This is a genomic window from Scytonema sp. HK-05 (genome assembly GCF_963872035.1).
Lineage (GTDB): Bacteria > Cyanobacteriota > Cyanobacteriia > Cyanobacteriales > Nostocaceae > Kalymmatonema.
Genome location: NZ_CAWMYC010000127.1, coordinates 35,278 through 58,245 on the forward strand (window position 1 = coordinate 35,278; position 22,968 = coordinate 58,245).

General features: G+C 45.2%; 18 protein-coding genes and 2 pseudogenes. 12 read left to right on the forward strand and 8 right to left on the reverse strand.

Going from position 1 to position 22,968, the window contains the following annotated elements; translation table 11 throughout:
* The first annotated feature begins 288 nt into the window (after positions 1-288).
* Positions 289-3,216: a methyl-accepting chemotaxis protein gene (locus AACT52_RS28075; RefSeq protein ID WP_073634123.1), complete on the forward strand. Its 2,928-nt coding sequence runs from the start codon at positions 289-291 to the stop codon at positions 3,214-3,216.
* 124 nt (positions 3,217-3,340) lie between these two features.
* On the opposite strand, the gene AACT52_RS28080 is transcribed toward AACT52_RS28075, so the two are convergent.
* Positions 3,341-4,372 (reverse strand): aldo/keto reductase, encoded by a 1,032-nt coding sequence (locus AACT52_RS28080; protein ID WP_073634142.1) that lies wholly within the window; start codon positions 4,370-4,372, stop codon positions 3,341-3,343.
* Positions 4,373-4,652: 280 nt separating this feature from the next.
* Between AACT52_RS28080 and AACT52_RS28085 the strand changes: the two genes are divergently transcribed.
* Positions 4,653-6,443: an ABC transporter ATP-binding protein gene (locus tag AACT52_RS28085; RefSeq protein WP_073634124.1), complete on the forward strand. Its 1,791-nt coding sequence runs from the start codon at positions 4,653-4,655 to the stop codon at positions 6,441-6,443.
* Positions 6,444-6,611: 168 nt separating this feature from the next.
* On the opposite strand, the gene AACT52_RS28090 is transcribed toward AACT52_RS28085, so the two are convergent.
* On the reverse strand, positions 6,612-7,523 hold the full coding sequence (locus AACT52_RS28090; protein ID WP_073634125.1) for a LysR family transcriptional regulator: 912 nt from the start codon (positions 7,521-7,523) through the stop codon (positions 6,612-6,614).
* A gap of 277 nt (positions 7,524-7,800) precedes the next feature.
* Here AACT52_RS28090 and AACT52_RS28095 point away from each other — a divergent pair, with 277 nt between their 5' ends.
* Positions 7,801-8,568, forward strand: a complete 768-nt coding sequence (locus AACT52_RS28095; protein WP_073634126.1) for a glucose 1-dehydrogenase — start codon at positions 7,801-7,803, stop codon at positions 8,566-8,568.
* A 28-nt stretch (positions 8,569-8,596) separates the two neighbouring features.
* Positions 8,597-8,920, forward strand: a complete 324-nt coding sequence (locus tag AACT52_RS28100; protein ID WP_073634127.1) for a hypothetical protein — start codon at positions 8,597-8,599, stop codon at positions 8,918-8,920.
* A 55-nt stretch (positions 8,921-8,975) separates the two neighbouring features.
* On the opposite strand, the gene AACT52_RS28105 is transcribed toward AACT52_RS28100, so the two are convergent.
* Positions 8,976-10,055, reverse strand: a complete 1,080-nt coding sequence (locus tag AACT52_RS28105) for an RNA-guided endonuclease InsQ/TnpB family protein (RefSeq protein WP_073634128.1) — start codon at positions 10,053-10,055, stop codon at positions 8,976-8,978.
* A gap of 240 nt (positions 10,056-10,295) precedes the next feature.
* On the opposite strand from AACT52_RS28105, the gene AACT52_RS28110 reads away from it, so the two are divergent.
* The 6 genes and pseudogenes from AACT52_RS28110 to AACT52_RS28135 all read left to right on the forward strand — a co-directional run.
* The gene (locus tag AACT52_RS28110) at positions 10,296-11,060 is read left to right on the forward strand and encodes a gluconolaconase (protein WP_233154092.1); all 765 of its coding nucleotides are present in this window, start codon (positions 10,296-10,298) and stop codon (positions 11,058-11,060) included.
* Positions 11,061-11,203: 143 nt separating this feature from the next.
* Complete coding sequence (locus AACT52_RS28115; RefSeq protein WP_073634129.1) at positions 11,204-12,193, forward strand: aldo/keto reductase; 990 nt, start codon at positions 11,204-11,206, stop codon at positions 12,191-12,193.
* Between the two features lie 1,584 nt (positions 12,194-13,777).
* Entirely contained in the window at positions 13,778-14,080 is a 303-nt protein-coding gene (locus AACT52_RS41550) for a TonB family protein (RefSeq protein WP_443216670.1), read from the forward strand.
* The gene (locus AACT52_RS28125; protein ID WP_158054794.1) at positions 14,070-14,243 is read left to right on the forward strand and encodes a hypothetical protein; all 174 of its coding nucleotides are present in this window, start codon (positions 14,070-14,072) and stop codon (positions 14,241-14,243) included. Before AACT52_RS41550 ends, AACT52_RS28125 begins: the two co-directional genes overlap by 11 nt.
* A gap of 162 nt (positions 14,244-14,405) precedes the next feature.
* Complete coding sequence (locus tag AACT52_RS28130; protein WP_083630583.1) at positions 14,406-14,894, forward strand: hypothetical protein; 489 nt, start codon at positions 14,406-14,408, stop codon at positions 14,892-14,894.
* An 82-nt stretch (positions 14,895-14,976) separates the two neighbouring features.
* Positions 14,977-15,231, forward strand: a pseudogene (locus AACT52_RS28135) (dienelactone hydrolase family protein); the annotation flags it as partial.
* Positions 15,232-15,312: 81 nt separating this feature from the next.
* On the opposite strand, the gene AACT52_RS28140 reads toward AACT52_RS28135, so the two are convergent.
* On the reverse strand, positions 15,313-16,455 hold the full coding sequence (locus AACT52_RS28140) for an RNA-guided endonuclease TnpB family protein (RefSeq protein WP_073634131.1): 1,143 nt from the start codon (positions 16,453-16,455) through the stop codon (positions 15,313-15,315).
* Positions 16,456-16,580: 125 nt separating this feature from the next.
* On the opposite strand from AACT52_RS28140, the pseudogene AACT52_RS28145 reads away from it, so the two are divergent.
* Positions 16,581-17,063 (forward strand): annotated as a pseudogene (locus tag AACT52_RS28145) (dienelactone hydrolase family protein); the annotation flags it as partial.
* Positions 17,064-17,189: 126 nt separating this feature from the next.
* Here the strand turns inward: AACT52_RS28145 and AACT52_RS28150 are convergent.
* Positions 17,190-17,891: an MFS transporter gene (locus AACT52_RS28150; RefSeq protein ID WP_073634132.1), complete on the reverse strand. Its 702-nt coding sequence runs from the start codon at positions 17,889-17,891 to the stop codon at positions 17,190-17,192.
* A 516-nt stretch (positions 17,892-18,407) separates the two neighbouring features.
* On the opposite strand from AACT52_RS28150, the gene AACT52_RS28155 reads away from it, so the two are divergent.
* Positions 18,408-20,567: an acylase gene (locus tag AACT52_RS28155; protein WP_073634133.1), complete on the forward strand. Its 2,160-nt coding sequence runs from the start codon at positions 18,408-18,410 to the stop codon at positions 20,565-20,567.
* A gap of 83 nt (positions 20,568-20,650) precedes the next feature.
* Here the strand turns inward: AACT52_RS28155 and AACT52_RS28160 are convergent, their stop codons facing one another.
* From AACT52_RS28160 to AACT52_RS28170, 3 genes are all read right to left on the reverse strand, one after another.
* On the reverse strand, positions 20,651-20,878 hold the full coding sequence (locus AACT52_RS28160) for an MbtH family protein (RefSeq protein ID WP_073634134.1): 228 nt from the start codon (positions 20,876-20,878) through the stop codon (positions 20,651-20,653).
* 68 nt (positions 20,879-20,946) lie between these two features.
* A complete protein-coding gene (locus tag AACT52_RS28165; RefSeq protein ID WP_073634135.1) occupies positions 20,947-21,264 on the reverse strand; it encodes a hypothetical protein in 318 nt (105 codons plus the stop codon).
* Positions 21,265-21,386: 122 nt separating this feature from the next.
* Complete coding sequence (locus AACT52_RS28170) at positions 21,387-22,853, reverse strand: aspartate aminotransferase family protein (protein WP_083630585.1); 1,467 nt, start codon at positions 22,851-22,853, stop codon at positions 21,387-21,389.
* Positions 22,854-22,968: the final 115 nt, after the last annotated feature.

The following is a 22,968-nucleotide window of genomic DNA, read 5'->3' on the forward strand; positions in this document are numbered from 1 at the left end:
CCCTTGAGGAAAGGCAAAAAGGCTAAGGAGTGAAAAGCAAACCATGTAAGAGTTTTAGAGCTATTTTGCCCCAATTGCTGGAACTCTAATACCCCTAGTTGTGGCGCTTCTTTAGCCCTACACAAAAGCCCTAAATAAAGTCAGGACAAGGTTGCAGCTTTTTAATCTACCTTTAAGTCAGTAGCAATTCCAACGGTGCATTACCCTACCTCCTTGGTTAAGGAAATGGATGTAGTGAGCGATACTTTTGTCCTCAATAACTTTTTGCAGCAGAACTAGATATCGTGTATGAGTCAGCCTTCTCAAAAGCAAGCCGAGCAAAAATTTAATCAGGCAAAAAAGCTTCAAGAGGTTCCTCAGCAGCAGCGAAAGGAATCGAGCTTGAAAACTAAGGCAATAGCTTGGGCGCTAGGTGTTAGTATGCTCCCTGTGTTGGCAGTTGGTACAGTCACTTACTATTTTGGTAGCCAGTTGACTTCCAAAGAAATTTCCCAATCTAGACAAACGAATGCTGCAGGTTCAGCAAAAAGTGAAGCAGTAGACAGACTACTGTCACTTCTGTTAATTGAAACGGGGGTGACGGCAGCGTTGGCAGGTGCGATCGCAGCAACTCTAGCGAATCGCGCCATTCGTCCAGTCCTGAACGCGACTGCAGTCTCTAGCAGTATGGTGAATAGCCTGCGTCAAGAAGTTGGTACTCGCGCTCCCATCGCGAGCAAAGATGAACTGGTTGTCTTAGAGACAAACATGAGCTTAGTAAAAGAACAGCTTCCGGATTTGCTATGGAAACAAGAAGCTGAAGCTGAGCGATCGCGGGTGTTGATCAACATTACCCAACGTATTCGGGAATCGCTTAGTGAAGAAGATGTCTTCAAAACGACTGTTGAAGAAGTTCGCAAGGCTCTAAGAATTGACCGCGTGGTCATCTTTCGTTTCGATTCCAAGTTGGATGGAACCTTTGTAGAAGAATCCGTTGCCCCTGGGTTGCCGAAAACATTGTGGACGACAATCTCAGACCCCTGTTTTCAGGGAGGGTATGTCGAACAATACCGAAATGGTCGTGTTCGTGCTATTGATGATATTTATAAAGCTAATCTCGGTGATTGTCATATTGGGTTGCTAGAACGATTTGCTGTCAAGGCAAATTTGGTTGCGCCGATTATCAAGAACGACCAGCTATTCGGCTTATTAATTGCACATCAGTGTTCCGGACCCCGCTTTTGGCAGCGATCCGAAATTGATTTCTGCACCCAGATAGCTGCGCAAGTGGGATTCGCTCTCGACTACGCTAAGCTGCTAGAACGGATAGATACGAAAGCTGATCAAGCTCAGATATTTATAGATATTACCCGCCGCATTCGGGAATCGCTCAACGAAGAGGATGTCCTTAAAACCACCGTTGAAGAAGTTCGCAAAGCATTGAGCGCTGACCGAGTCGTTGTTTATGGCTTTGATGCCGACTGGTATGGAACCGTGATTGCAGAATCCGTGATTCCAGGTTTTCCGAAAGCGTTGCGAGCCAAAATCAAAGACCCCTGCTTTGTAGAGGGCTATGTAGAACAGTACCAAGCAGGTCGAGTGCAAGCGACTAATAACATTTATGAAGCAGGTTTGACCGATTGTTACATTAGTCAACTCGAACCGTTTGCTGTCAAGGCAAATTTGGTTGCGCCCATTCTCAAGGACGAGCAGCTATTTGGCTTATTGATTGCACATCAGTGTTCTGGACCCCGTAATTGGCAGCAGTATGAAATTGATTTAGTGACCCAGATCGCGATGCAAGTGGGATTTGCTCTCGACCATGCCCGGCTGCTTCAACGAATCGATGCAGAAGGTGTGCGAACTCAATTGCTTGGGGACATAACGCGCCGCATTCGCGAATCGCTCAACGAAGAAGATGTCCTTAAAAGCACTGTTGAAGAAGTTCGCAAAGCACTCAGGGCTGACCGATTGCTCGTTTATGGCTTTGACGCGGATGGGTATGGAACTGTGATTGCAGAATCAGTTGTTCCTGGTTTTCCGAAAGCGTTGCGAGCCAAAATCAAAGACCCCTGCTTCGCACAGGGCTATGTAGAAATGTACCAAGCAGGTCGAGTGCAAGCGACCAATAACATTTATGAAGCAGGTTTGACCGATTGTTACATTAGCCAACTCGAACCCTTTGCTGTCAAGGCAAATTTGGTTGCACCCATTCTCAAGGACGACCAGCTATTTGGCTTATTGATTGCACATCAGTGCTCCGGACCCCGTGATTGGCAGGAGTATGAAATTAATTTATTCGCCCAGATAGCTACGCAAGTGGGATTTGCTCTGGACCATTCCCGGCTGCTATACCAGGTAGAGCAGGCGTACGAACTTGCTGAAGCTGCAGAACGTGAGCAGCGTCAACAAAAAGAAGCACTCCAGCGTCAGGTGTCAGAACTGCTCACAGGTAGTGAAACAGTTGTCCAAACCCTTTCAAGCGAGGCTCTCGGCCAGATGGAGTCTGTTACAAATGCCTACAATCAAATTCAAACGTTGGCTGATTCGGCTTTGAGAATGCTGATTTGTGCGCAACAAGCAGAACTCCAGGATCAGCGGCTGAGCCAGTTAGTACAGGATGGGCATGAGTCTATGAACCCGATTTTAGACACCTTCAGTGCTATCCAAACAACAATTGTGGAAGCTGCCGAAAAAGTCCAGCGTCTAGACGAACCTTCCCAAAAGCTCTCCCAGGTAGCCAGCCTCATTAGTAATATTGCATCTCAACTAAAGCTGCAAGTCATGAATACGGCACTTGAAGCAAGTCGCAGCCCTGAAGCTGGTCAAAAATTGGCAATGCTTGCTGACAACGCACTTTCTCAAGTGCAGGAATTGAACGCGAGTATTGCAGAAGCAGAAATAGAATCACTCGTTGCCCAAATTCAGACACAAGCCAATGAAGCTATTGCTGTTATGGAGTCTGGGGCAGAACAGACAATGCTTGGGACTGAATTGGTAAAAGAAACTCAGCTCAAGCTCAATGAGATTATCACTATAACTGACCAAATGAAAAAACTGGTCGAGGAGCTTGCCCAAACCGCTCCTGTGCAAGCAAAGGCTTCAACCTCCGCCAGCCAATCTGTTCTGGAATTTGCTAATATTGCCAGCAAGACTTCAGAACAAGTCATGGCAGTAGCTAACTCCTTAGACAAGCTGTCACCATTTGCACAAGACTTGCAGGAGGGTGGTGATTAATCTCTTCTACGAGCCAGATTTTATCAAAAATGCCTGCAATGATGCCCTTAGATCACAGAAATTAAAGGCGGAAGCCACGAGAGTGTGGGTGACTGAGAAACCCACACTTGTCCTATGCCTACAGTTATCCTAACCATTCCGGATTCTTAGCTGTACTATCAAATTGACTACTAGTCTTAAATGGCTCGTACTGACCTTTTGCAGCGACAGAGCGAGTTCGATTGAGCAGCGCCCTGACTTGTTCTTGGCTCATTGGCTTAAACGTGCGTACTGCCTCAAACGCTTGGTTTAGAATTTCCATGCTTTCAATACCTGTAATCACGGTTGAAGTTGGCAGGTTCATGGCGTAGTGGAGGCATTCGATGGGTTTCACTGTATTGCTCTTAAGAATATTTTGGTCACCCATTGATTTCATACCCAGTACACCAATGCCATCCGTTACTAGTTTGGGTAGAACTTGCTGTTCAAAACTTCTGAAATGAGCATCCATCACATTCAGTGGCATCTGCACTGTATCGAAATGGAAGTTATTTTGAGTGGCAACTTCCAGCATTCTCAGGTGAACTAGAGGATCTTTGTGTCCGGTAAAGCCAATGTAGCGAATCTTGCCTGCTTTTTGAGCCTCTACCACAGCTTCCATTGCACCACCAGGAGCAAAGACACGGTCTGGGTCTTCCATGCGAATTATTTCATGATGCTGTAGCAAATCAATACGATCTGTCTGCAAACGTTTTAGAGAATCGTCAATTTGCTGAGTAGCCGCCTGTTTAGTTCGACCGTCTATTTTAGTCATGAGGAAAACCTTTTGACGGTAACCGTCCCGGAGAGCTTTACCCATGCGAATTTCGCTTCCTCCGTTATGGTAGTCCCAGCTGTTATCCATGAAATTGATCCCACGATCTATAGCAGCCCGGATGAGACGAATACCCTCTTGCTCATCTTTTGGTCGTCCAATATGGTGACCTCCTAAACCAATCACAGATACTTTTTCTCCGGTGCGTCCTAAAGTTCTGTAGATCATTTCACCGCTTTTCGTCTGAGCAGGTCTATTTTGGGCTTGTAGTTGTGAGAAGAACCCTTCTGCACCTGCCAATCCTGCCGCAACCAAACCTGAAGTAGAAACTACCTTCAATACATCTCGTCTGCTGATATCCACAAATTTGTCTTTCCAAAAAATTGTCAAAACTCGCTCTCATAGCGTTACACGATGCAAAATAGAGTGCATCTAACTGTTGAGAGAAACAGCAGTGATAGGGGTAAAACGATCACAGTCATTAAACTACTGACACAATACAATCTATCGGTGCTGTATTTTTTTTAGGATTGGTACATATGCCAAAAAGTTAAGCTTGCGCGCGAAAACATATTTGAACGGCAAGGCGTTTTCCGTGAATTCAACTAAAGTTGTACCAAAGGTAGTGTAGTTAAGTTGTTCCATGAACGGACCAAACCACAAGCGACAATCCAACACAAAGCTGCTATTGCCTTTTTACCGCAGTCATGCACCATTTAAAACGTTACTTTTGCTGTACTCTCATGACTGGGATAAGCTAGCACTGTCAATGGTGTTCTACGTTATCAAACACAGTCCGGAGTGGATTCGACCGGTTGTCATTGCCAACATCATCGATATCATATCTCGCCCTCAAGAGCATTCCCTAACACAGCTATGGCTTAATGGGGCGATTTTAGCCGTATCCATCGTCCAAAATATTCCCACTCACTATTTGCACATCATGAGTTTGAGTGCAGCAACCCGCCAAATGGAAACTAATGTGCGCGATTTATTGACGCGACAATTGCAACAGCTTTCCATCGGATTTTACAAGCAACGTAGTATAGGCGTACTACAAGTTAAGCTGCTGCGAGATGTGGAAGAAATTCAGCAACTGACTAGCTCGATTTTTCAGTTTCTACCTTCAGCGTTATTGACTATTCTGATTGCGATCGCCATTACTGCCATGCGTGCCTGGAAGTTTTTGTTCTTCTTCGCTGCAACAGTGCCGGCGGCAGTGATTTTAGTGCAAGTCCTTAAAAAGCCGATTCAACAACGAAACCATATTTTCCGCCGACAAATGGAGGGCATGTCTTCTCACCTGATTGAGATGATTAAGCTTGTTCCAGTCACGCGGGCGCATGGGATCGAAGAAACCGAAATTGATCGGACACAACAGCGTCTTATCTCAGTAAAAAGGGCGGCAATGAGTTTAGATGGCATTAACGCTATAACTAATGCATCGAGCTGGGTGACGCTGCGCCTGTTTAGTGCGATCTGTCTGGTAACCTCTGCTTATATGGCTTACACTGGTAAGATGGGAATCACTTCTGGTGACGTGATTCTGTTAACAGGTTATTTTGACGCCCTCACGAATTCCATCGTCCAAATTCTGGCAGTACTCCCACAGATTGGAACAGGTTTTGAGTCGATTCGGTCGGTGGGTGAAATTTTGGAGTGTCCAGATATAGAACTCAATCAAGGCAAGCAGCCAGTCAGGCAAGTGCGAGGAGAATTTTTATTTGATGCTGTTAGTTTCATCTATCCTAGCAGCGAGCATCCAGCAGTTGATAATATTTCGCTTCATGTTAAGCCTGGTGAAACAATTGCGTTTGTAGGTCCTTCAGGAGCCGGAAAGTCCACCTTGCTGAATCTTGTGATTGGTTTTCTGCGACCAACACAAGGACAGATTTATCTCGACGGGCAAGATATGAACGCCCTGGATTTAAGAACTTATCGCCAGTTTGTGTCAGTAGTTCCCCAAGAAACGATTCTGTTTGAGGGGACTGTGCGGGAAAATGTTCTTTATGGGTTGCAAGGGGTGAGTGAACGGCAATTACACCAAGCAATTCAAGATGCTAACGCACTAGAATTTATCCTCAACTTACCACAGGGACTTGATACTCTGATTGGTGAAAATGGAACAAAACTCTCAGGTGGGCAGCGTCAACGCCTGGCGATCGCCCGTGCTTTGGTTCGTCATCCCAAAGTGCTGTTTTTAGATGAAGCAACGGCTTCAGTAGACACTGCATCGGAAGCTTTGATTCAAGAGGCTCTTGAACGGTTAATGAATAATTGTACCACATTTGTCGTCGCCCACCGACTTTCTACAATCCGTAAAGCTGACAGGATTGTTGTGTTGGATAAGGGACAGATTGTTGAAATTGGCAATCATCAACAGTTGCTGGAGAAAAATGGGTTGTATGCACGCTTGATTGCATTGCAAGCTTAATAACTTCTAATCCTGTGTTGTATGGGAGCAACGCGAAAAAGTGAGAATAGATTTGTTGCAAAAATCTGGTTTTTGGCTCTTTGAAACCGCAGATGGGCGTAGATAAATTATCTGTGTCCATCTGTGGTTTAATTTCCAAAAAAATTGACGGCAGAACAGAGAAAACATTCAGTTTGGGGATTTGATTTTCTTTGCCATCTCCACAAAGGAACGCACAACCGAAGATGTATTATTTTGTTGCCAAGCAAGACCAATTTCCAGTGGTGCGATCGCCGGAGGCGGGGCTTTGCCCATCGCGTCACTAATCGTTCGGAAGACAACACCAGAGTTCTGCTTTTCTTGATGGATAGCAGTCACGAGTGAAACTCCTACCCCAGCCGCTACAAAACTGATCGCGACTTCTGGCGGCGTAGCTTCTTGAACTATACGTGGCGTGAAACCAACTTGCTGGCAAGTATTGATGATTTGGTCGTAAAAATCGGGTTTGGCTTGTCTGGAGAACAAAACAAACGGTTCTTCGGCGAGCGATCGCAATGATAACTGGGGTAGTTTCGCTAACGGATGATTTTCTGGTAAAACTGCGACGAATTGATCTAGAATAACGACTTCTGTCTGTAAATCATCTGCATGGATAGGCAAGTGCAGGAACCCAACATCAATTTCACTTGCTTGCAACGCTTGTACTTGCGCTACAGTAGTCATTTCTTGCAGATTGACTTCTACATTAGGAAAATCTTGGCGAAATGCCTGTATCATTTCCGGCAGTATCCGATTAAAGGTACAAATCGAAAACCCAACTTTAAGCGTGGTTTGTTTGCCACGACTTGCCAGCTTTGCTGCTTGTACTGCTTGTTCTGCTTGTGCGAGTGTGAGCCGCGCCTCCTCCAAGAATGCTTGTCCTGCTTGGGTAAGGGTGACACCGCGCTTTGTACGGTGGAATAACTCTACACCCAGTTCTTCTTCCAAATGGCGAATTTGACGGCTCAGTGGCGGCTGTTCCATGTATAGCCGTTCGGCTGCGCGACGGAAGTTTAATTCCTCAGCAACAGTGACGAAATATTTTATCTGTCGCAGTTCCATAGCGGTGATACCTATTTGGTATCACCTTAGCGCAAAAAAGGTCTTGGACAGAACTTTGAGAGCTATTGCATAATAACAATGAAAGCTGCAAGTGATTGAAACGCAAGCAAGACAAAATCCTGATCACATTATTAATCTTCTGTCTTTATAACTATTCTCAGTTGTATTGAATACAGTTTTTGTAAGGTGGGCATCTTGCCCGCCCCGAAGTTAGGACGGCTCGTGTCTTATTCATTCATTCAAGTCATTTACACCACGTAGCAAAGGGAAATATATTATGCGATTCCAAAATAAAGTTGCCCTAGTCACTGGGGGTAGCTCAGGTATTGGTCGTGCGACTGCAATTGCATTTGCAAGAGAAGGCGCAAGCGTTGTCGTTGCTAGTCGCCGTGAGGATGAAGGTAAACTGACGGTGCAAATGATTCGTGATGCTAATGGAGAAGGCACTTTCATCCAGACGGATGTCGCCAATAGTGCCGAAATTCAGAAGCTGATCGACAAAACAATTGATATATACGGTCGATTAGATTGTGCCTTCAACAACGCTGGCACTGAAGGGGTATTCGCTCCCATGACCGAGCTTACGGAAGAAGTCTGGGATCAGACTATTGCAGTCAACTTGAAGGCTGTTTGGCTGTGTATGAAATATGAAATCGAAGCCTTACTTAAGCAGGGAACTGGTGGTGCTATTGTTAACACCTCTTCTTGGCTTGCTGTTGGTGGGCTGGCTGGTTCAACCATTTATTCTGCTAGCAAAGCCGGAATCGATGGACTGATACGACCAGCAGTTCTTGAATTTGCCCAGCATGGCATCCGTATAAATAACATTAATCCTGGCATCATAGATACACCTATGTTGCGGCGATTTGGTGATGATGAGGCGCTTCTCAAACCCTTTATTGCTCATACTCCGATGCAACGTTTGGGAACTCCCGAGGAAGTCGCCGAAACCGTTCTTTGGCTGTGTTCGGATGCTGCTTCATTTGTAACTGGTCAAACCATTTTAGTTGATGGCGGGTGGACTATTCCAGGTTTAAGGAATTAATGGCAAGAACCTGAAGAGGTGAAATTTAATGCTTAAAACATTCCTTTCTACGGCTGCACTTGTGGTGTTTGTCTCTAGCTCTGTTCAGTCTATCGCTGCGCCTGCACAAGTGCTACCCCCTATCGAGTTGCCTGCTGATTTCCAGTATCCAAACGGAATTGCACGCGCTAGCGATGGAACGCTGTATGTCGGTTCGGTCACAAGCGGGCGAATACTGCGTATTAATCCCCAAGGCAAGAGCGAGCCTTTCTTCGTTGGAAGCGACGAAATCTTTGCCGCTACAAGTCTACGACTAGACGAACCGCGAGGAATTCTTTGGGGAACCTGCTATATAAATTCTAGACAAGTCTAGACATTTACTTCTTTCTTCATAGGGAGCATGGGAGCGGTTATCCCTCAGAAAGCATTCACGCCTTAGCCAAACGCGATAAGTTGATTGCAGCGTTCAAATCCCTGTCCATTACATGTCCGCAATGTCCACATGAATAGACGCGTTCACTTAATAGCAGAGATTCTTTCTTGCAGCCACAATTACTACATGTTTTGGAAGATGCATACCACCTATCCGCAACAACTAACTTGCTTCCAAACTTCTTGCACTTGTATTCAAGTTGCCGCTTAAATTCATAGAATCCGCAATCGGCGATGGATTGAGCAAGCTTATGATTTTGCATCATACCCGAAACATTTAAGTCCTCAATCACCATCACGGCGTGGTTTTTGCATAAGTAATTGGTGACTTTATGGAGCGAGTCTTTACGAATGTTTGAAACGCGGTTATGATGCTTTGCCAACTTAATTTTTGATTTGTGGCGATTGTTACTACCTTTGGTTTTTCGTGCCAAAGACTTAGACAATCGCTTTAGCTTTTGGATGCTTTTCTTGTAGGCTTTTGGGTTGGGGAACACGATACCAGTACTTAATGTAGCCAGTTCTTTTATCCCCAAATCTACGCCAACAGCTTCTTGTGACTTTTGCGTCGGTTCGCATTCCACCTCGTGTGCAAATGCAATATACCAGTCATCAGCTATCCGAGATATTGTTAATTTGGTAGTCGTCGCATGAGGCAATCCTTCATAAGTCTTGACCCATCCAATCGTCGGTAACTTAACTCGCAAGCCACCTACCGGAATAGGTTTTCCGCTGGCGTCTATTGTGAAAGAATCGTTGACGCCTTTCTTCTTGAACTTTGGATATCCACCCAACCCTTTAAAGAATCGGTCAAAAGCTGCACCCAACTGATCGAAAGCGTATTGAGTGATTTTCTGACAAATACCTTTCTCTTTAATCCATTCCAACTCTGTTTTGACTGAGTTGTTGAAGAACTTCTTGAGCAGATATTTATTAGGCTTGTATCCATCTTGATATAAGCTTTTCCAAGTAGCCAAACCCCAGTTGTAAGTAAACCGCGCTATACCTGCATGTTTACTCATTACGGTTTTTTGTTCGGCAGTTAGTTTTAACTTAGTCTTGATGGATAAAAGCATTGTTCGACCTCAAAACTTGTGTTATATCTATTAGTATACTAATAAATAAAAGTAAAATTAATGACTTTTCAAAAAAAACATAAGCTAGGTGCGCTTCCTTTTAATGAAGAGCCTTTCGACAAGTCACCCGTATGCTTGAAAGTACGCTTTATGTGTTAAAGAGAAACTAAGAGCCATCCCTGACTGGCAAGAACGGCTAAGAAATCTTATTGATGAATTGATTGAAAATGCGAGGAACGATTGTCGATAAATGACTGGGGTTGCCTAGGTTTTTGGCTGCTTAGGACAAACTCTCCTGACTTTCTTGGAGTTCCTGGTGCAAATGGTGAAACTATTCGCCGTCCGCATCGGATTTTCGCAATCGATACCCGCACGGGCAAGGTTTTGCGCGTCTCCTTGATGCCTGATGGTGGCTTTGGCAATGACATGGCGCTTGATGCAGATGGCGGCGTTTACCTCACAGACAGTTCGCGCCCCCGCATCTACTATCTCGCGCCTGGGGCGACTCAGCTTCAAATTTGGACAGAGGACACACGCTGGGCTACCAAGGAAATAGGACTCTCGGGTATTGCCCGTAGACCGGATGGTGTTATGGTCGTGGGGCTATTCTATAGTGGAGAATTGTTTAAGGTAGTACAAGAGCCTCAGGGACGTGTAAAAGTTGAGGCTATACCTCTGACACGCAAGCTGGAAAACCCAGACGGGATGCAGTTTGCACCAGATGGCAGATTGCTGGTTACTGAAGGTGCGATCGCCAGTGGAAATGGTCGCCTCCTACGTATCGATGTTCTTTCGCCTGGGACTCAACCCAAGTCGGTGGAAACCATAGCAACAGACATGGAGTCACCCGTTAACTTGACTGTAGCAGGTCGCAATGTCTGGGTGACTGAGGCGCGTATCCGTCATCGCCTTTTGCCAGGACGAGAAAAAGACATCCCTAATCGCTTTTTCATCCGCCGTTTTACTTTGCCAGCGGATATGACGACTGGCTTAATGTCGTTATAAGTTGGTGCAATACGGTTCGGTAATCGCTTTTATTGTTATTCACATTTTCTCAAAACTTCCTTGATTTGGAGGATGGAACCACAGATGGACACAGATGGACACAGATAAAGATTCAAATGTCTGAACTTTGAGGAGAAATGAACATGAAAACCAGAAAATTAGGTAACAGTGGACTCACCGTTTCTGCTCTTGGACTCGGTTGTATGAGTATGTCGGGAATCTATGGCACTCATGACGACCAAGAAGCAATTGCTACCATCCATCGCGCAATTGATTTAGGTGTGACCTTCCTCGATACTGCAGATGCTTACGGTGGAGGACATAACGAAGAGTTAGTCGGTAAAGCGATTCGGGATAGACGTGAGCAGGTGATTATTGCTACTAAATTTGGATTAGGAGGAATTAGCCAGAGCCGTCAAGCGATGCCAGTCAATGGTAGACCAGAATACGTGCGTGCAGCGTGTGAAGCTAGCTTAAGCCGTCTTGGTGTTGATGTCATTGACCTTTACTACCAACATCGGGTAGACCCTAGTACACCAATTGAAGAAACTGTTGGGGCAATGGCAAAATTGGTACGTGAAGGCAAAGTGCGGTTTCTCGGTCTTAGCGAAGCATCTGCTAATACTATCCGCAAAGCACACGCTGTTCATGCAATCGCGGCGCTGCAAAGCGAATATTCATTGTGGACGCGGGATGTGGAAGCCGAAATTTTACCCACTTGTCGGGAATTAGGCATTGGTTTTGTCTGTTGGAGTCCATTAGGGCGAGGTTTTTTAACCGGACAAATCAAAAGCTCTAATGATTTAGCCTCTGAAGACTGGCGGCGGAACTCTCCCCGCTTTCAAGGCGAAAATTTTCAGCACAATTTACAGTTAGTCGAGAAATTGCAGACAATGGCTGCCCAAAAAGAATGTACTCCTGCCCAACTCGCGATCTTCTGGTTGCTGGCACAAGGAAACGATATCGTTCCCATTCCGGGTACCAAGCGACAAACTTACCTTGAAGAGAACGTTGGCGCCTTAGAAGTTCAACTGACTCCGGATGAATTACTTCAAATTGATGCTATCATGCCACCAGGAATAGCTGCTGGTTCGCGCTATCCTACCGCATTGATGCAGATGGTTAATCTGTGACATGAAAGATTGCTTGACACAACAACCCGGCATTGCTGATGTTTGCCAGCCACCACACCTACATTGTTAAATAAACTGTTGAGGGTGCTGTCAAGAAGGCACAATAACATGGCTAAGTCTGATAAATTACAGGGCTACAGAAGCGATCACACTTGGCGCAGCTTTGCAAGAGGCGATCGCCCAGAAGATCTGGTTTTTGGTGTAGTAATTTCCGTACTGCTGCACTGTATTCTCTTTCTTGGCAGCGATTATTGGCTGCGAGCTTTTGCGCCTAAGCAAGAGCTTTCCGAACCAATACCAATTGAGTACGTTGAAGTTCCTCCCAACACGACAAAAACGCCCCCCCAAACTTCACGACGCGCTGCCAAAGATTCTGTTGCAGGTGGAAAAGCAAAACCTCAATCACCTATTTCGACTGCTCAGTCGGGATCATCAACTGCTCGCACCTCTGCTGCTTCTAAACCTTCTGATATATTACTGCCAGAACAAACCCAACAAAAAGCAGGATCACCAAATCGATCTCCTCAAAAACTACAACCCGAACCTCAGAAAATTGCGGTTGCTCCTACTACTAAACAACCAGAACCACTACAAAGTGCCATTGGGCAAAGCCCAGTGCCGGCGGCAATCGCACCAACTCCAAAACTGCCAGAACCACAACCAGAACCAACCGCCGTTGCACCGACAACCAAACCATTAGCATTCAAACTGCGACAAAGGACAGCTACACCAACCACACCAGCAGAACCTCAACCAGAACCAACCGCCGTTGCACCGACAACCAAACCATTAGCACTCAAAAGAAGGCAAACGACACTTCCACCTACAACTAAACCACCAGAACCACTACAAACACCCGTCGCACCTACACCAAAACCGCCAGAACCTCAACCAGAACCAACCGCCGTTGCACCGACAACCAAACCATTAGCATTCAAACTGCGACAAAGAGTAGCTACACCAACCACACCAGCAGAACCATTACAAACNCCCGTCGCACCTACACCAAAACCGCCAGAACCTCAACCAGAACCAACCGCCGTTGTACCTACCAGCAAACCATTAGCACTCAAACCTCGACAAACGACAGTTGCACCTACAACTAAATCACCAGAACCAGTACAAACACCCGTCGCACCTACACCAAAACCGCCAGAACCACAACCTTTACCAACCGCCGTTGCACCCACAACGAAACCACTAGCACTCAAACCTCAGCAAACGACACTTCCACCTACAACGAAACCACCAGCACTCAAAAGAAGGCAAACGACAGTTGCACCCACAACGAAACCACCAGCAGCTTTAATTCGTCAGGGAAATAGGGATCGGCTGGCTGCAAAATCCTCTCCTCAACAGTTGGAGAATAGGACGACTTCGCAATCATCCCAAGGGGCGCGGGGCTTATCACCGCGAAAGGTGTCTCGAGTGCAACCATCTTCAAAATCGGGTGGAGCAAGTCGTTTGGGTGGTCCAATTAGTTTATCTAGTCGTGATTTTGCAAGCAGTAATCAGGCAGCGCTGCCTAATTCCAACCGCCTCAATCAATCTGTAGATGGCATTGATGCCCGTCAAGATGCAGACATGGGCGCTTATCTACAACAGCTACAGGAACAAGTGAGGCAGCACTGGATACCCGGACTCACCCAGTCTTCCCGGCGAACAGTGCTTCACTTTACTGTTAGCCGAGCAGGTTTGGTAAGCAATATCCGCATTGCACAAACTTCTGGATTGAGCATGACTGATGAAGCGGCAGTTAACGCTGTCAAGCAAGCAGTACCCTTTGCACCTTTGCCCACAGCCTACACACAAAATTACATTAACATTCAATTTACATTTAATATCAACATTTATGGGGAACTAGAACTAGGTCGAGATGGTCAATAAAGCACGCGGCTCTATGCGATCGCCCTCGCGGTACGGCACGGCGGAGCCAAACGGCAGTGCGCTCCCCGCGATTGGCTTTGCCACTGCCCCGAATCGCAATCGCCTCAAACAGGCTAGCAACAATGTACTCTATGCATTAAAATCAGATAAAGGTTTTTGCTGATATTCTAAAAAATCATCCCTCTTATGATAGGTATGTAAAAATAATAATGTTTGTAAAGTTTTTCTGGAAATCCACACTATCTTAGTGTTTTTCAACTCATGAAAAAGCTTGGAATACAGGATATTAGAATCACAAAGCAAGCATCATATAGGAAATTGAATTATGAAACGCTCACTGGCAGCCTTAGTTGTAATTAGTGCGCACACCTTACGGCGATCGCTCCGTGCAATCGCTCCTTGGGGCGCGGCGCTTTGCGCGATTGCCTCTGGCACTGCGCTTTGCGCAATCGCTGTGGCTCATCCTGCCTTAGCCAACGAAGAAAATGTTTCTCCTGCCCTAGCGGACCAAGGTCGAGCCGCTGCTCTTGTCACTCAACCAGCTACCATTACTGATGGAACACTTAACATCACAGACAGAACCAATAATTTCAAAAAAGTTTCTGAATCAATAGGGGTAGTACGTGAAGGATGCAAAAAGATTAACCCGCTTGAGATGATTAAATCTCCTGGCAATACCTTCAAACAATGTTTGGAGGAAACAAATAACCAGGCTGCTCAAATCAACCAGACTTCTCAACCTACTGAAAAATTTGAGTTTTTTAAGGTTCCAGAACTCGAATCTGGTATTAACGTAACAGTGACTAAGTTCTAAAATACTACAGTTCTTAATATGGAATGAGGAGAAAGTGCTCCAACTTTCCAGAACTGGTAGTGAACGCGTGGGAGACAAAAAAATGCAAATCACCAACCGCAATGTCGAGTTGAGAGTAGATGACAGTTTAATGCGTGTTTATGTAGCAGCTCCCAAAGCAGCAGGACTTTACCCTGGTATTGTATTTTATAGTGATATTTATCAGTTAGGTGGTTCAATAATTCGTTTAGCTAACTACTTAGCAGGATATGGCTATGTAGTGGCAGCCCCAGAAATTTTTCATCGCATTGAGCCAATTGGTTTAGCTATTGAACCTGATGATCTTGGTCGGATGCGCGTTGACACTCCCCGGCATAAATGCACGGGGATTCTAGTCGTTGCCATAGCGAGGGATAAATCCACTCGCTAGGGCGTTTTACTAGTTAAGGGGACTGTCATCGACCCCACCCTCTACATCGGCAGCAACCATTGCAGTTACTGCGGTCTGAAGATTTAGAGGGCATGAAAAACCGAGCCATTGACCAATATTTTGAGAAGCATTCCAATCAGCATTGCAACGATACCCATCAAATCCTTTGAACCAATCTCCATTGCGCTTACCAATCACGCCATTACGGTGGTCTGACTTGCTAGTGTATGGAGCGGGAACTGATTGAACGGGTACGCCAAAACGAATCGCTTTATAACGAGTAAACATTTCTAGCTGATAAAATGCCCAACTGTCATGGTTATTAGCAGCATCAGATTTTGTCTTTTTGTGCTGTCTCATCGTTTGACGACAACCAGATAAATCCTCGAACCGCAAACCCATTCCAAAGTCCTGTGCAAATTGCACAAGCTGCTTGGAAATGACGTGATTGATATGGGTCATAATGCGTCTTTCACGTTGCTCAAGTCGTTTCACTTCTTTGAGTTGTTTGGCGCTTTGTAGTTTGCGGCGAGTACGTTGAAACTGCCGTCTCAATCCTTTGCTCCGTCCACCTTTCCAAAACTTGCCAAATCCCTTGGGAAGCGCAGCGACAGCAATATTGTTTTGTCCTCGATCTACTCCAATCCAGTGTTCAACTGATATTGCATCGGGAACTTCCATCGATACAGATATCAGTGCATACCAAATTCCTTTTTTCGACTTATAAAGCTTGAGAGAGCCAAGCAAGGCTTTCCGTGCAATAATTTTGTCCAGGACTTGAGAATGCGAAGCACAGTGGATAGATAAAGGAAGGCGTCCTTTCCTGCCTCGTAGTAGATTGAATGCAATTGTGTATAAATCGCCTTGCTTGGATATCTCAAAGTTTTGGTTATTTGTTTCTAACCACATTTGTTTAAAATGCTTAACTTTCGTTTTAGCATTTGTATTCCGAATAGTTTGATTAATCCAAGCAGAGCCAATTTCCACATGCGCGAAAGCAGAACTAGTTAACTTTTTCCGCTCTTTTTTATCAAGACGCAATAATTCGTTTGCCACTTGAGTGTTGACGCTTGTCAGCCGTTCAAATTCAAGTGCTTTATTTTGGTTGAGTCGATAAAAAGGTAGCTTTAGAGTTAATGTTAGTTCTGCCATAAAAGTATTATAGTGCTATCTTACACAACTGTGTAAGATAGACACGAGAAGTTAAAACTTCTCGTGTCGTCCTTCATCCCTCCTTTAAAAAGAGAGGGCTTTCGGACTCCCGTAAAAGTTTTTGTAATGACAATGCTCGTCGAACCCTGATAGCTGATTATGACGCCGATTGCCGTGCTGTGATTGAATTTCTTGAAGCACAGAGTTCGGTTTCTTCAGGGAAAATAGGCACCCTAGGCTTTTGTATTGGTGGACACCTAGCTTTTCGGGCAGCCTTGCAAAGCGAAATTAAGGCAGCAGCCTGCTGTTACCCGACTGGAATTCCCACCGGCAAGCTGGGTAAAGGAGTAGCCGATACAATTGAGCGGGTGAGCGAAATCAAAGGCGAAATGCTTATCGTGTTTGGTACTCTTGACCCTCATATACCGGAAAATGACCGCCAAACCATAATTAAAGCCCTTGAGAACAACAGCGTACCTCACAAAGTGCTTTTGTATGAAGCAGAGCATACCTTCATGCGCGACGACGGTTATCGTTACGATCCTGCTGCGACTACCTCTGCTTGGTTTGAAATTATAGCTTTCTTTGAACGTATATTCGCAGTCTAAGGGAACTTGTCCCCCTGCAACCCAAGCGCCTCCCCTGCTCCCTCTGCTCTTTCAAGCCAGGGTGGGGAGAGGTTATACCAATTCAAAATTCAAAATTCGCTCATTCAAAATTAAGAAAGCCAGATATTAAGTTGCACTACTCTTATCAGTATCAAAAACTTTAGCAATAATGATAACACTGATGAGCGCGATCGCCCCACTTAGCGCAAACACTCCCCGATAGCCGATCGCCCCGGCAATCACACCACTGATAGCAGCAGCACCAATACTACCCAGGAGACCTACTGAACTTTGGACGGTGTAATCGGTGCCTGGTGATTCTAACGTGCTTTTATCCATCATGATGGTGAATGTAGCAGTCGTCATCATGCCGATAGTGAGAAAAGCAGCGCAGGCGACGAGATAGAGAACAGGCAAATTGGTGACACCGAACGCAGGAAGTAAGTAGATCATCATACTGAGTGTCCACAGCGAGCTGAATACAATCAGCGATCGCTTTCGTCCCAAAGGAGCAATGAGCAAACCTGCGACAATGCCACCAAGCATATTAGCAATGGTCCCTACAATTCCCAGCAGCCAGCCAATATCTGATAACGACAACCCAATATCTACCAGCAGGGAACGAAACATCGTCGGTGCCATGCTGCTGCTTGCTGAATACAGCAATAAAATCAGCAACCAGTATCCCATGCCTGGAAGACGACAGAACTTGATCAATGTCTTGAAATAGGAAATAAACAGTGGAGAGTCGGAACTTTGTTTAGTCACTGACTTTGTAGCAGATGTAGTAAATGAATTATCAGTCAAGCCGATAGATAATTCATTCACGACATCCCTTGTCAAGTCTGCACTCAGGACCCTTTCGCGATGCAACAAGAAGGGTTTAAGACCCCCACGCTCATTTCATTGCTGTGGCTACCGTAAGGTCTGGGTTTGAATCCCCGGTCTTACGGAACATAAATGCCCTCAGACGAGCGTACTTCTGCCTTCTTCAATAAGAATAATTACACTAAGTTGATATTTATTCCTATTAATATTAATTTACTTGAGAAATAAGTATCTCCTTTGCTAAAGGCATGAATTGGGTGCGTCAGGTTATGAAAACGACTGTGGTGATTGAGCTACGTGCAGCACTACTCGTAAGCAATCGCTCTTTAAAAACCCTAGTTAGTTGTAAACAAGTAGTAAAAATATGCAGAAAGGAAAGTTAAAAGTACAAAATTATCAGATACTCAAATCGGGCAGAACTTTCAACCCAAAAATCTAGTAATGACTCAAACGAAAGTGATTTTTAGCACACAAATAGCTTTTTAAGTTCGATCATCAATATTCACTAAAACTGTAATGTTTACTAACAGGGAGCAGTTAGTTCCCCTGAGAAGTCTTTTGCGTTTTTGCAAAAGTCGCTATGTACTCAGGGTGTTCAAAGGAAATTCATTCCGAATTTTACCGTTTATACTCAGTCTCATTTTTGCTTTAGTTCTAGGAAGCCAAAGTTTAAGTTCCCCGCCAAAATTAACTGAAGTACTTTGGGATACTTACGGCGTACCGCATATCTACGGTAAAGATAATCGAAGTGCGTTTCAAGCCTTTGGTTGGGCACAGATGCAAAGTCACGGTAACCTGCTTTTGCGTCTTTACGGTCAAGCACGCGGACGCGCTGCCGAATACTGGGGAGAAAAATATCTAGAATCAGACCGTTGGGTACTCACTATGGGAGTCCCAGAACGCGCTCGTTCTTGGTACAAAGGACAAAATTCAACTTTTCGCAGCTATCTCGATGCCTTTGCTGAGGGAATCAATGCTTATGCTAAAGAGCATGGCGAAAAGATTGACGACGAGGTAGAAGTTGTGTTGCCAGTTAAGGGGGAGGATGTACTGGCTCACTTACACAGAGTACTCCATTTCAGTTTTGTCACGAGTCCAGAGCAGGTTGCTCAGGTCAGCCAGGAGGAGCCAAAAGCAGGGTCTAATGGTTGGGCGATCGCCCCATCACGATCTGCAAGTGGCAAGGCGATGCTGCTGGCAAACCCCCACCTGCCTTGGTCGGATTTATATTTGTGGTATGAAGCACAAGTGACTGCTCCTGGTATAGATGCATACGGAGCAACACTCGTTGGAGTTCCGGTGTTGGCGATCGCATTTAACGACTATTTGGGCTGGACTTACACCGTTAACACTCTGGATGGGTGGGATGCCTACGAACTCAAACTAGTTGATGATGGCTATCGCTTTGATGGCAAAGTTCGTCCCTTTGAGACAGAAACCTTTTCTATAAAGGTGAAGCAAAAAGACGGCACGGTGCGAACAGAACCCTTAGTCGTGAAAAGTTCTGTCCACGGACCTGTGGTCTCAGAGAAAGGCGGTAAAGCCGTAGCGCTACGGGTTGTTGGTCTTGACCGACCAAATGTGCTCGAGCAGTGGTGGGATATGGCACGAGCAAAAAACCTCACGCAATTTGAAACCGCACTTCAGCGCTTGCAACTCCCGATGTTTACGGTAATGTACGCGGATAGAGACGGGCATATCATGCACGTATTCAACGGTGATGTTCCGGTTCGGCAAAAGGGTGATTTTCAATACTGGGAAGGCATTATCCCAGGCGACACTAAGAGCACGTTATGGACGAAAATCCACCCTTATCAGGATTTACCGCGCGTCATTGACCCACCCACCGGCTGGTTACAAAATGCTAATGACCCACCCTGGACAACCACGTTTCCACTCGCCATAAAACCAGATAATTACCCGCCCTATATGGCACCGCGTGGTCCAATGAGTTTTCGGGCGCAGAGTTCTGCAAGGATGTTGGCAGAAGATGAAAAAATTTCTTTCGATGAAATGGTGGAATACAAGCACTCCACCCGCATGGAACTGGCGGATCGCATCTTGGATGATTTGATTCCCGCAGCACGTAAGCAGGGGAGTGAATTAGCACGGCGAGCAGCTGATGTGTTAGAAACTTGGGATAGACAAGCCAATGCAGATAGCAAGGGTGCAGTACTCTTTGCCTCTTGGGTAGAAGAGATGGATTTAGATAAAGCGTTTAGCATAGCTTGGAGTGAAGACTCCCCGCGCACCACACCCGACGGCTTAGCTGACCCAAAGGATGCAGTCGCTAAACTGGAAGCAGCAGCGGCTAAGGTGGAGAAGGCGTATGGGGCGCTAGATGTAAAGTGGGGAGACGTTTTCCGGCTACGGTATGGCAATGTGGATTTGCCTGCGAATGGAGGTCATGGAAAGCTCGGTATTTTCCGCGTCCTCAGGTTTGCTCCTGCGTCAGAAGGGCGCTTCCAAGCAGTTCTCGGTGATGCGTATGTTGCTGCGATTGAATTTTCTCAACCAGTACGGGCAATGGCACTGACCAGCTACGGTAATGCTACTCAACCTGGTTCACCCCATGTTGGCGACCAGTTGCAGATGTTTGCCAAGAAACAATTGCGTCCGGTGTGGCGTACGCGTCAAGATATCCTAGCGCATTTAGAAGAGCGCAAGGAATTTTGAAGCAGAGAAACCCGGTCTCGTAAGAGTTACCGGGTTTCTTGAGCGATCGCATTTCAAAATCTAAAATCCAAAATCGTATTTAGTCATTGTTGAGCCACTTGTGCAGACTCCATCTTTTTGCGAAGACTGAGTGGTCTCATATCAGTCCACACTTCTTTAATATATTCCAAACATTCAGATTTTAGACCACTTTTACCTGCATCCCGCCAGCCAAGAGCGTTCTCTCGGTCAGCAGGCCAAATTGAATATTGTTCTTCGTGATTCACTACTACTTTGTAAATCGTGGTGTCTTCTGTGTCTTCTCTATTCATGTTTGTCTCCTTGTAGTTTATACTTGTAGATTATAAAAATTTTTACTGTTTTATGGCTCACCTTTGTCTTAACCTGCTAATGCTTGTACCTGCACAGGTTCAGAAACTGGAATTTCAAACAAGAGCGTATTATTGCAAAACTCTTTCCATTCGGGAGTTACATTGTCAAAAATAATATTTTCGTCCTGGAAAATTCCATCTGTGACCACATAGTTTTCTTGCAGATAAAGAAAGTCATCATCCGTTAGTTGCCGATTTATTTCGACTTCTTTTCCATCAACTTCTTTCTTTTCTTTTCTTGTATTTTCACCCTTCTCAGTCCACTGACTGAACTCACGTAACTTTTTGAGAGAGTAAGCTTTACAGTATTTTCCCATTGTTGCCATATTAATACCTCGTTTAAAATTCACAACCCCCTAAATTCCCCTTAAAAAGAGGGACTTTCAGGTGTCTGTCTCCCCCGAATTCATCGGTAAGTAAGGGGGTTCTAAGAGTTTGAAAACACATCCTAGGGCAAAAACCCTCCCTCTCGCAACTCCTTGACGCTATCTTTCACAGCCTGTGTTATGTAATTCAAATCTTCATCTGTATGGGCTGTAGATATGTAACCACTTGCACCCAGAAGATGCACTCCCCTATCAAGTAGGTGATAGCGTAACAAATCCATACCCACTGAAGCAGCACTATCCTCCACAGAGTTAGTATTTCTTGATGAAGCAGGACCAAATAGTGAGCCAAAATTCGCCATCCGGATAGGTACTTTATCCTCTTCAAAGTAAGCATTTAAAGCTACTACAAATTGAGATGTGCGTTGATTTAACTGCTGTTGAAGGACGGGTCCTTCAGTCTTAAGATGTTTAAGAACTGCTCGTGCAGCAGCCATAGCTAACGGATGCTTGCAGAAGGTACCTGCAAAAAACGTCTTTTTGGCACTTGGGTAGGAATCATCTCCATAATTCCACATACCGCCGTCTATAGCATCCATATAAGCAGCTTTGCCAGCAATGACTCCAATCGGCATACCGCCACCAACAATTTTGCCATAGGTTGCGATGTCGGCGTCAACGCCAAAATACGCCTGTGCGCCGCCTGGATGAATGCGGAAACCAGTAATCATTTCATCAAAAATTAAGGTGATCCCTGATTCTTTTGTTAATTGCTTTAGTTCTTGAAGGAACGTTTTTGGCTGTAAGCTAGGTCTGCTGGTTTGCACAGGGACAACTAAAACAGCTGCTAATTCCTGCTCATGCGCTTTTATTATTTCTAATGATTGCGGATTTCCATAATCCAAAACCAAAACATCTTTAACGAAATTTTGTGGTACACCGGGAGCAATAGGCACTGCATGCATTCCGTCCAGCATTTGTGCTTTAACTAGTGTTCCATCAAAATGACCGTGATAAGAGCCTGAAAAGATAACAATTTTGTTGCGACCTGTTGCCGTTCTTGCCAAGCGGATCGCGGTCATCACGGCTTCGGTGCCTGTATTACTAAAAGCTACCCGCTCCATCCCAGTAAGTTCACAAATTAACTCAGCTACCTCGCCAACTAACTCTGATTGCGGACCAATTTGTATACCTTTGTCAAGTTGTTCTGTCAGTGCTTCTTTGATAAAAGGCGGATTATGACCAAAAAGATTTATTCCCAGCCCCATCATCACATCAACATATTCGTTATCATCGACATCCCATATCTTTGACCCAACAGAGCGCTTTGCCACAATCGGATAGTACATTTCCTTAAGAGGTAAATAAAACTCCCCTAAGTTTTTATTGTCAGCTAGCACCGGACGATAACTTTGGCTGAGTTGCTTTGATGTTTTTGTCCGCTGGGTGTAGCGTGCAACAAACTTTTCTAAATACTGCTGCTGATGTTCGTTCAATCCTATTGTGGATAGCTTTTTGGTAGTTTGTGTAGAATCATTATGTATCCGCGACAAAGGCTCGTAGCCAGAATTATGAGTTTTGGAAGACATAAAAAACTTCTCCTTAATAAGTAGGTATGCATAAATAAACGCTTTTAAATGTAGTAAGGGCTTTAGCCCTTAAAACCCTTGCTCTGAGCGAAGACAGCACTCACTACTAGCCAAG

Excerpts from the sequence above, each read along its gene's own strand:
- AACT52_RS28075 (WP_073634123.1), top strand. The coding sequence starts at position 289 with ATGAGTCAGCCTTCTCAAAAGCAAGCCGAGCAAAAATTTAATCAGGCA.
- AACT52_RS28085 (WP_073634124.1), top strand. The coding sequence starts at position 4,653 with ATGAACGGACCAAACCACAAGCGACAATCCAACACAAAGCTGCTATTG.
- AACT52_RS28090 (WP_073634125.1), bottom strand. The coding sequence starts at position 7,523 with ATGGAACTGCGACAGATAAAATATTTCGTCACTGTTGCTGAGGAATTA.
- AACT52_RS28095 (WP_073634126.1), top strand. The coding sequence starts at position 7,801 with ATGCGATTCCAAAATAAAGTTGCCCTAGTCACTGGGGGTAGCTCAGGT.
- AACT52_RS28100 (WP_073634127.1), top strand. The coding sequence starts at position 8,597 with ATGCTTAAAACATTCCTTTCTACGGCTGCACTTGTGGTGTTTGTCTCT.
- AACT52_RS28105 (WP_073634128.1), bottom strand. The coding sequence starts at position 10,055 with ATGCTTTTATCCATCAAGACTAAGTTAAAACTAACTGCCGAACAAAAA.
- AACT52_RS28115 (WP_073634129.1), top strand. The coding sequence starts at position 11,204 with ATGAAAACCAGAAAATTAGGTAACAGTGGACTCACCGTTTCTGCTCTT.
- AACT52_RS41550 (WP_443216670.1), top strand. The coding sequence starts at position 13,778 with ATGGGCGCTTATCTACAACAGCTACAGGAACAAGTGAGGCAGCACTGG.
- AACT52_RS28125 (WP_158054794.1), top strand. The coding sequence starts at position 14,070 with ATGGTCAATAAAGCACGCGGCTCTATGCGATCGCCCTCGCGGTACGGC.
- AACT52_RS28130 (WP_083630583.1), top strand. The coding sequence starts at position 14,406 with ATGAAACGCTCACTGGCAGCCTTAGTTGTAATTAGTGCGCACACCTTA.
- AACT52_RS28140 (WP_073634131.1), bottom strand. The coding sequence starts at position 16,455 with ATGGCAGAACTAACATTAACTCTAAAGCTACCTTTTTATCGACTCAAC.
- AACT52_RS28155 (WP_073634133.1), top strand. The coding sequence starts at position 18,408 with ATGTTTACTAACAGGGAGCAGTTAGTTCCCCTGAGAAGTCTTTTGCGT.
- AACT52_RS28160 (WP_073634134.1), bottom strand. The coding sequence starts at position 20,878 with ATGAATAGAGAAGACACAGAAGACACCACGATTTACAAAGTAGTAGTG.
- AACT52_RS28165 (WP_073634135.1), bottom strand. The coding sequence starts at position 21,264 with ATGGCAACAATGGGAAAATACTGTAAAGCTTACTCTCTCAAAAAGTTA.
- AACT52_RS28170 (WP_083630585.1), bottom strand. The coding sequence starts at position 22,853 with ATGTCTTCCAAAACTCATAATTCTGGCTACGAGCCTTTGTCGCGGATA.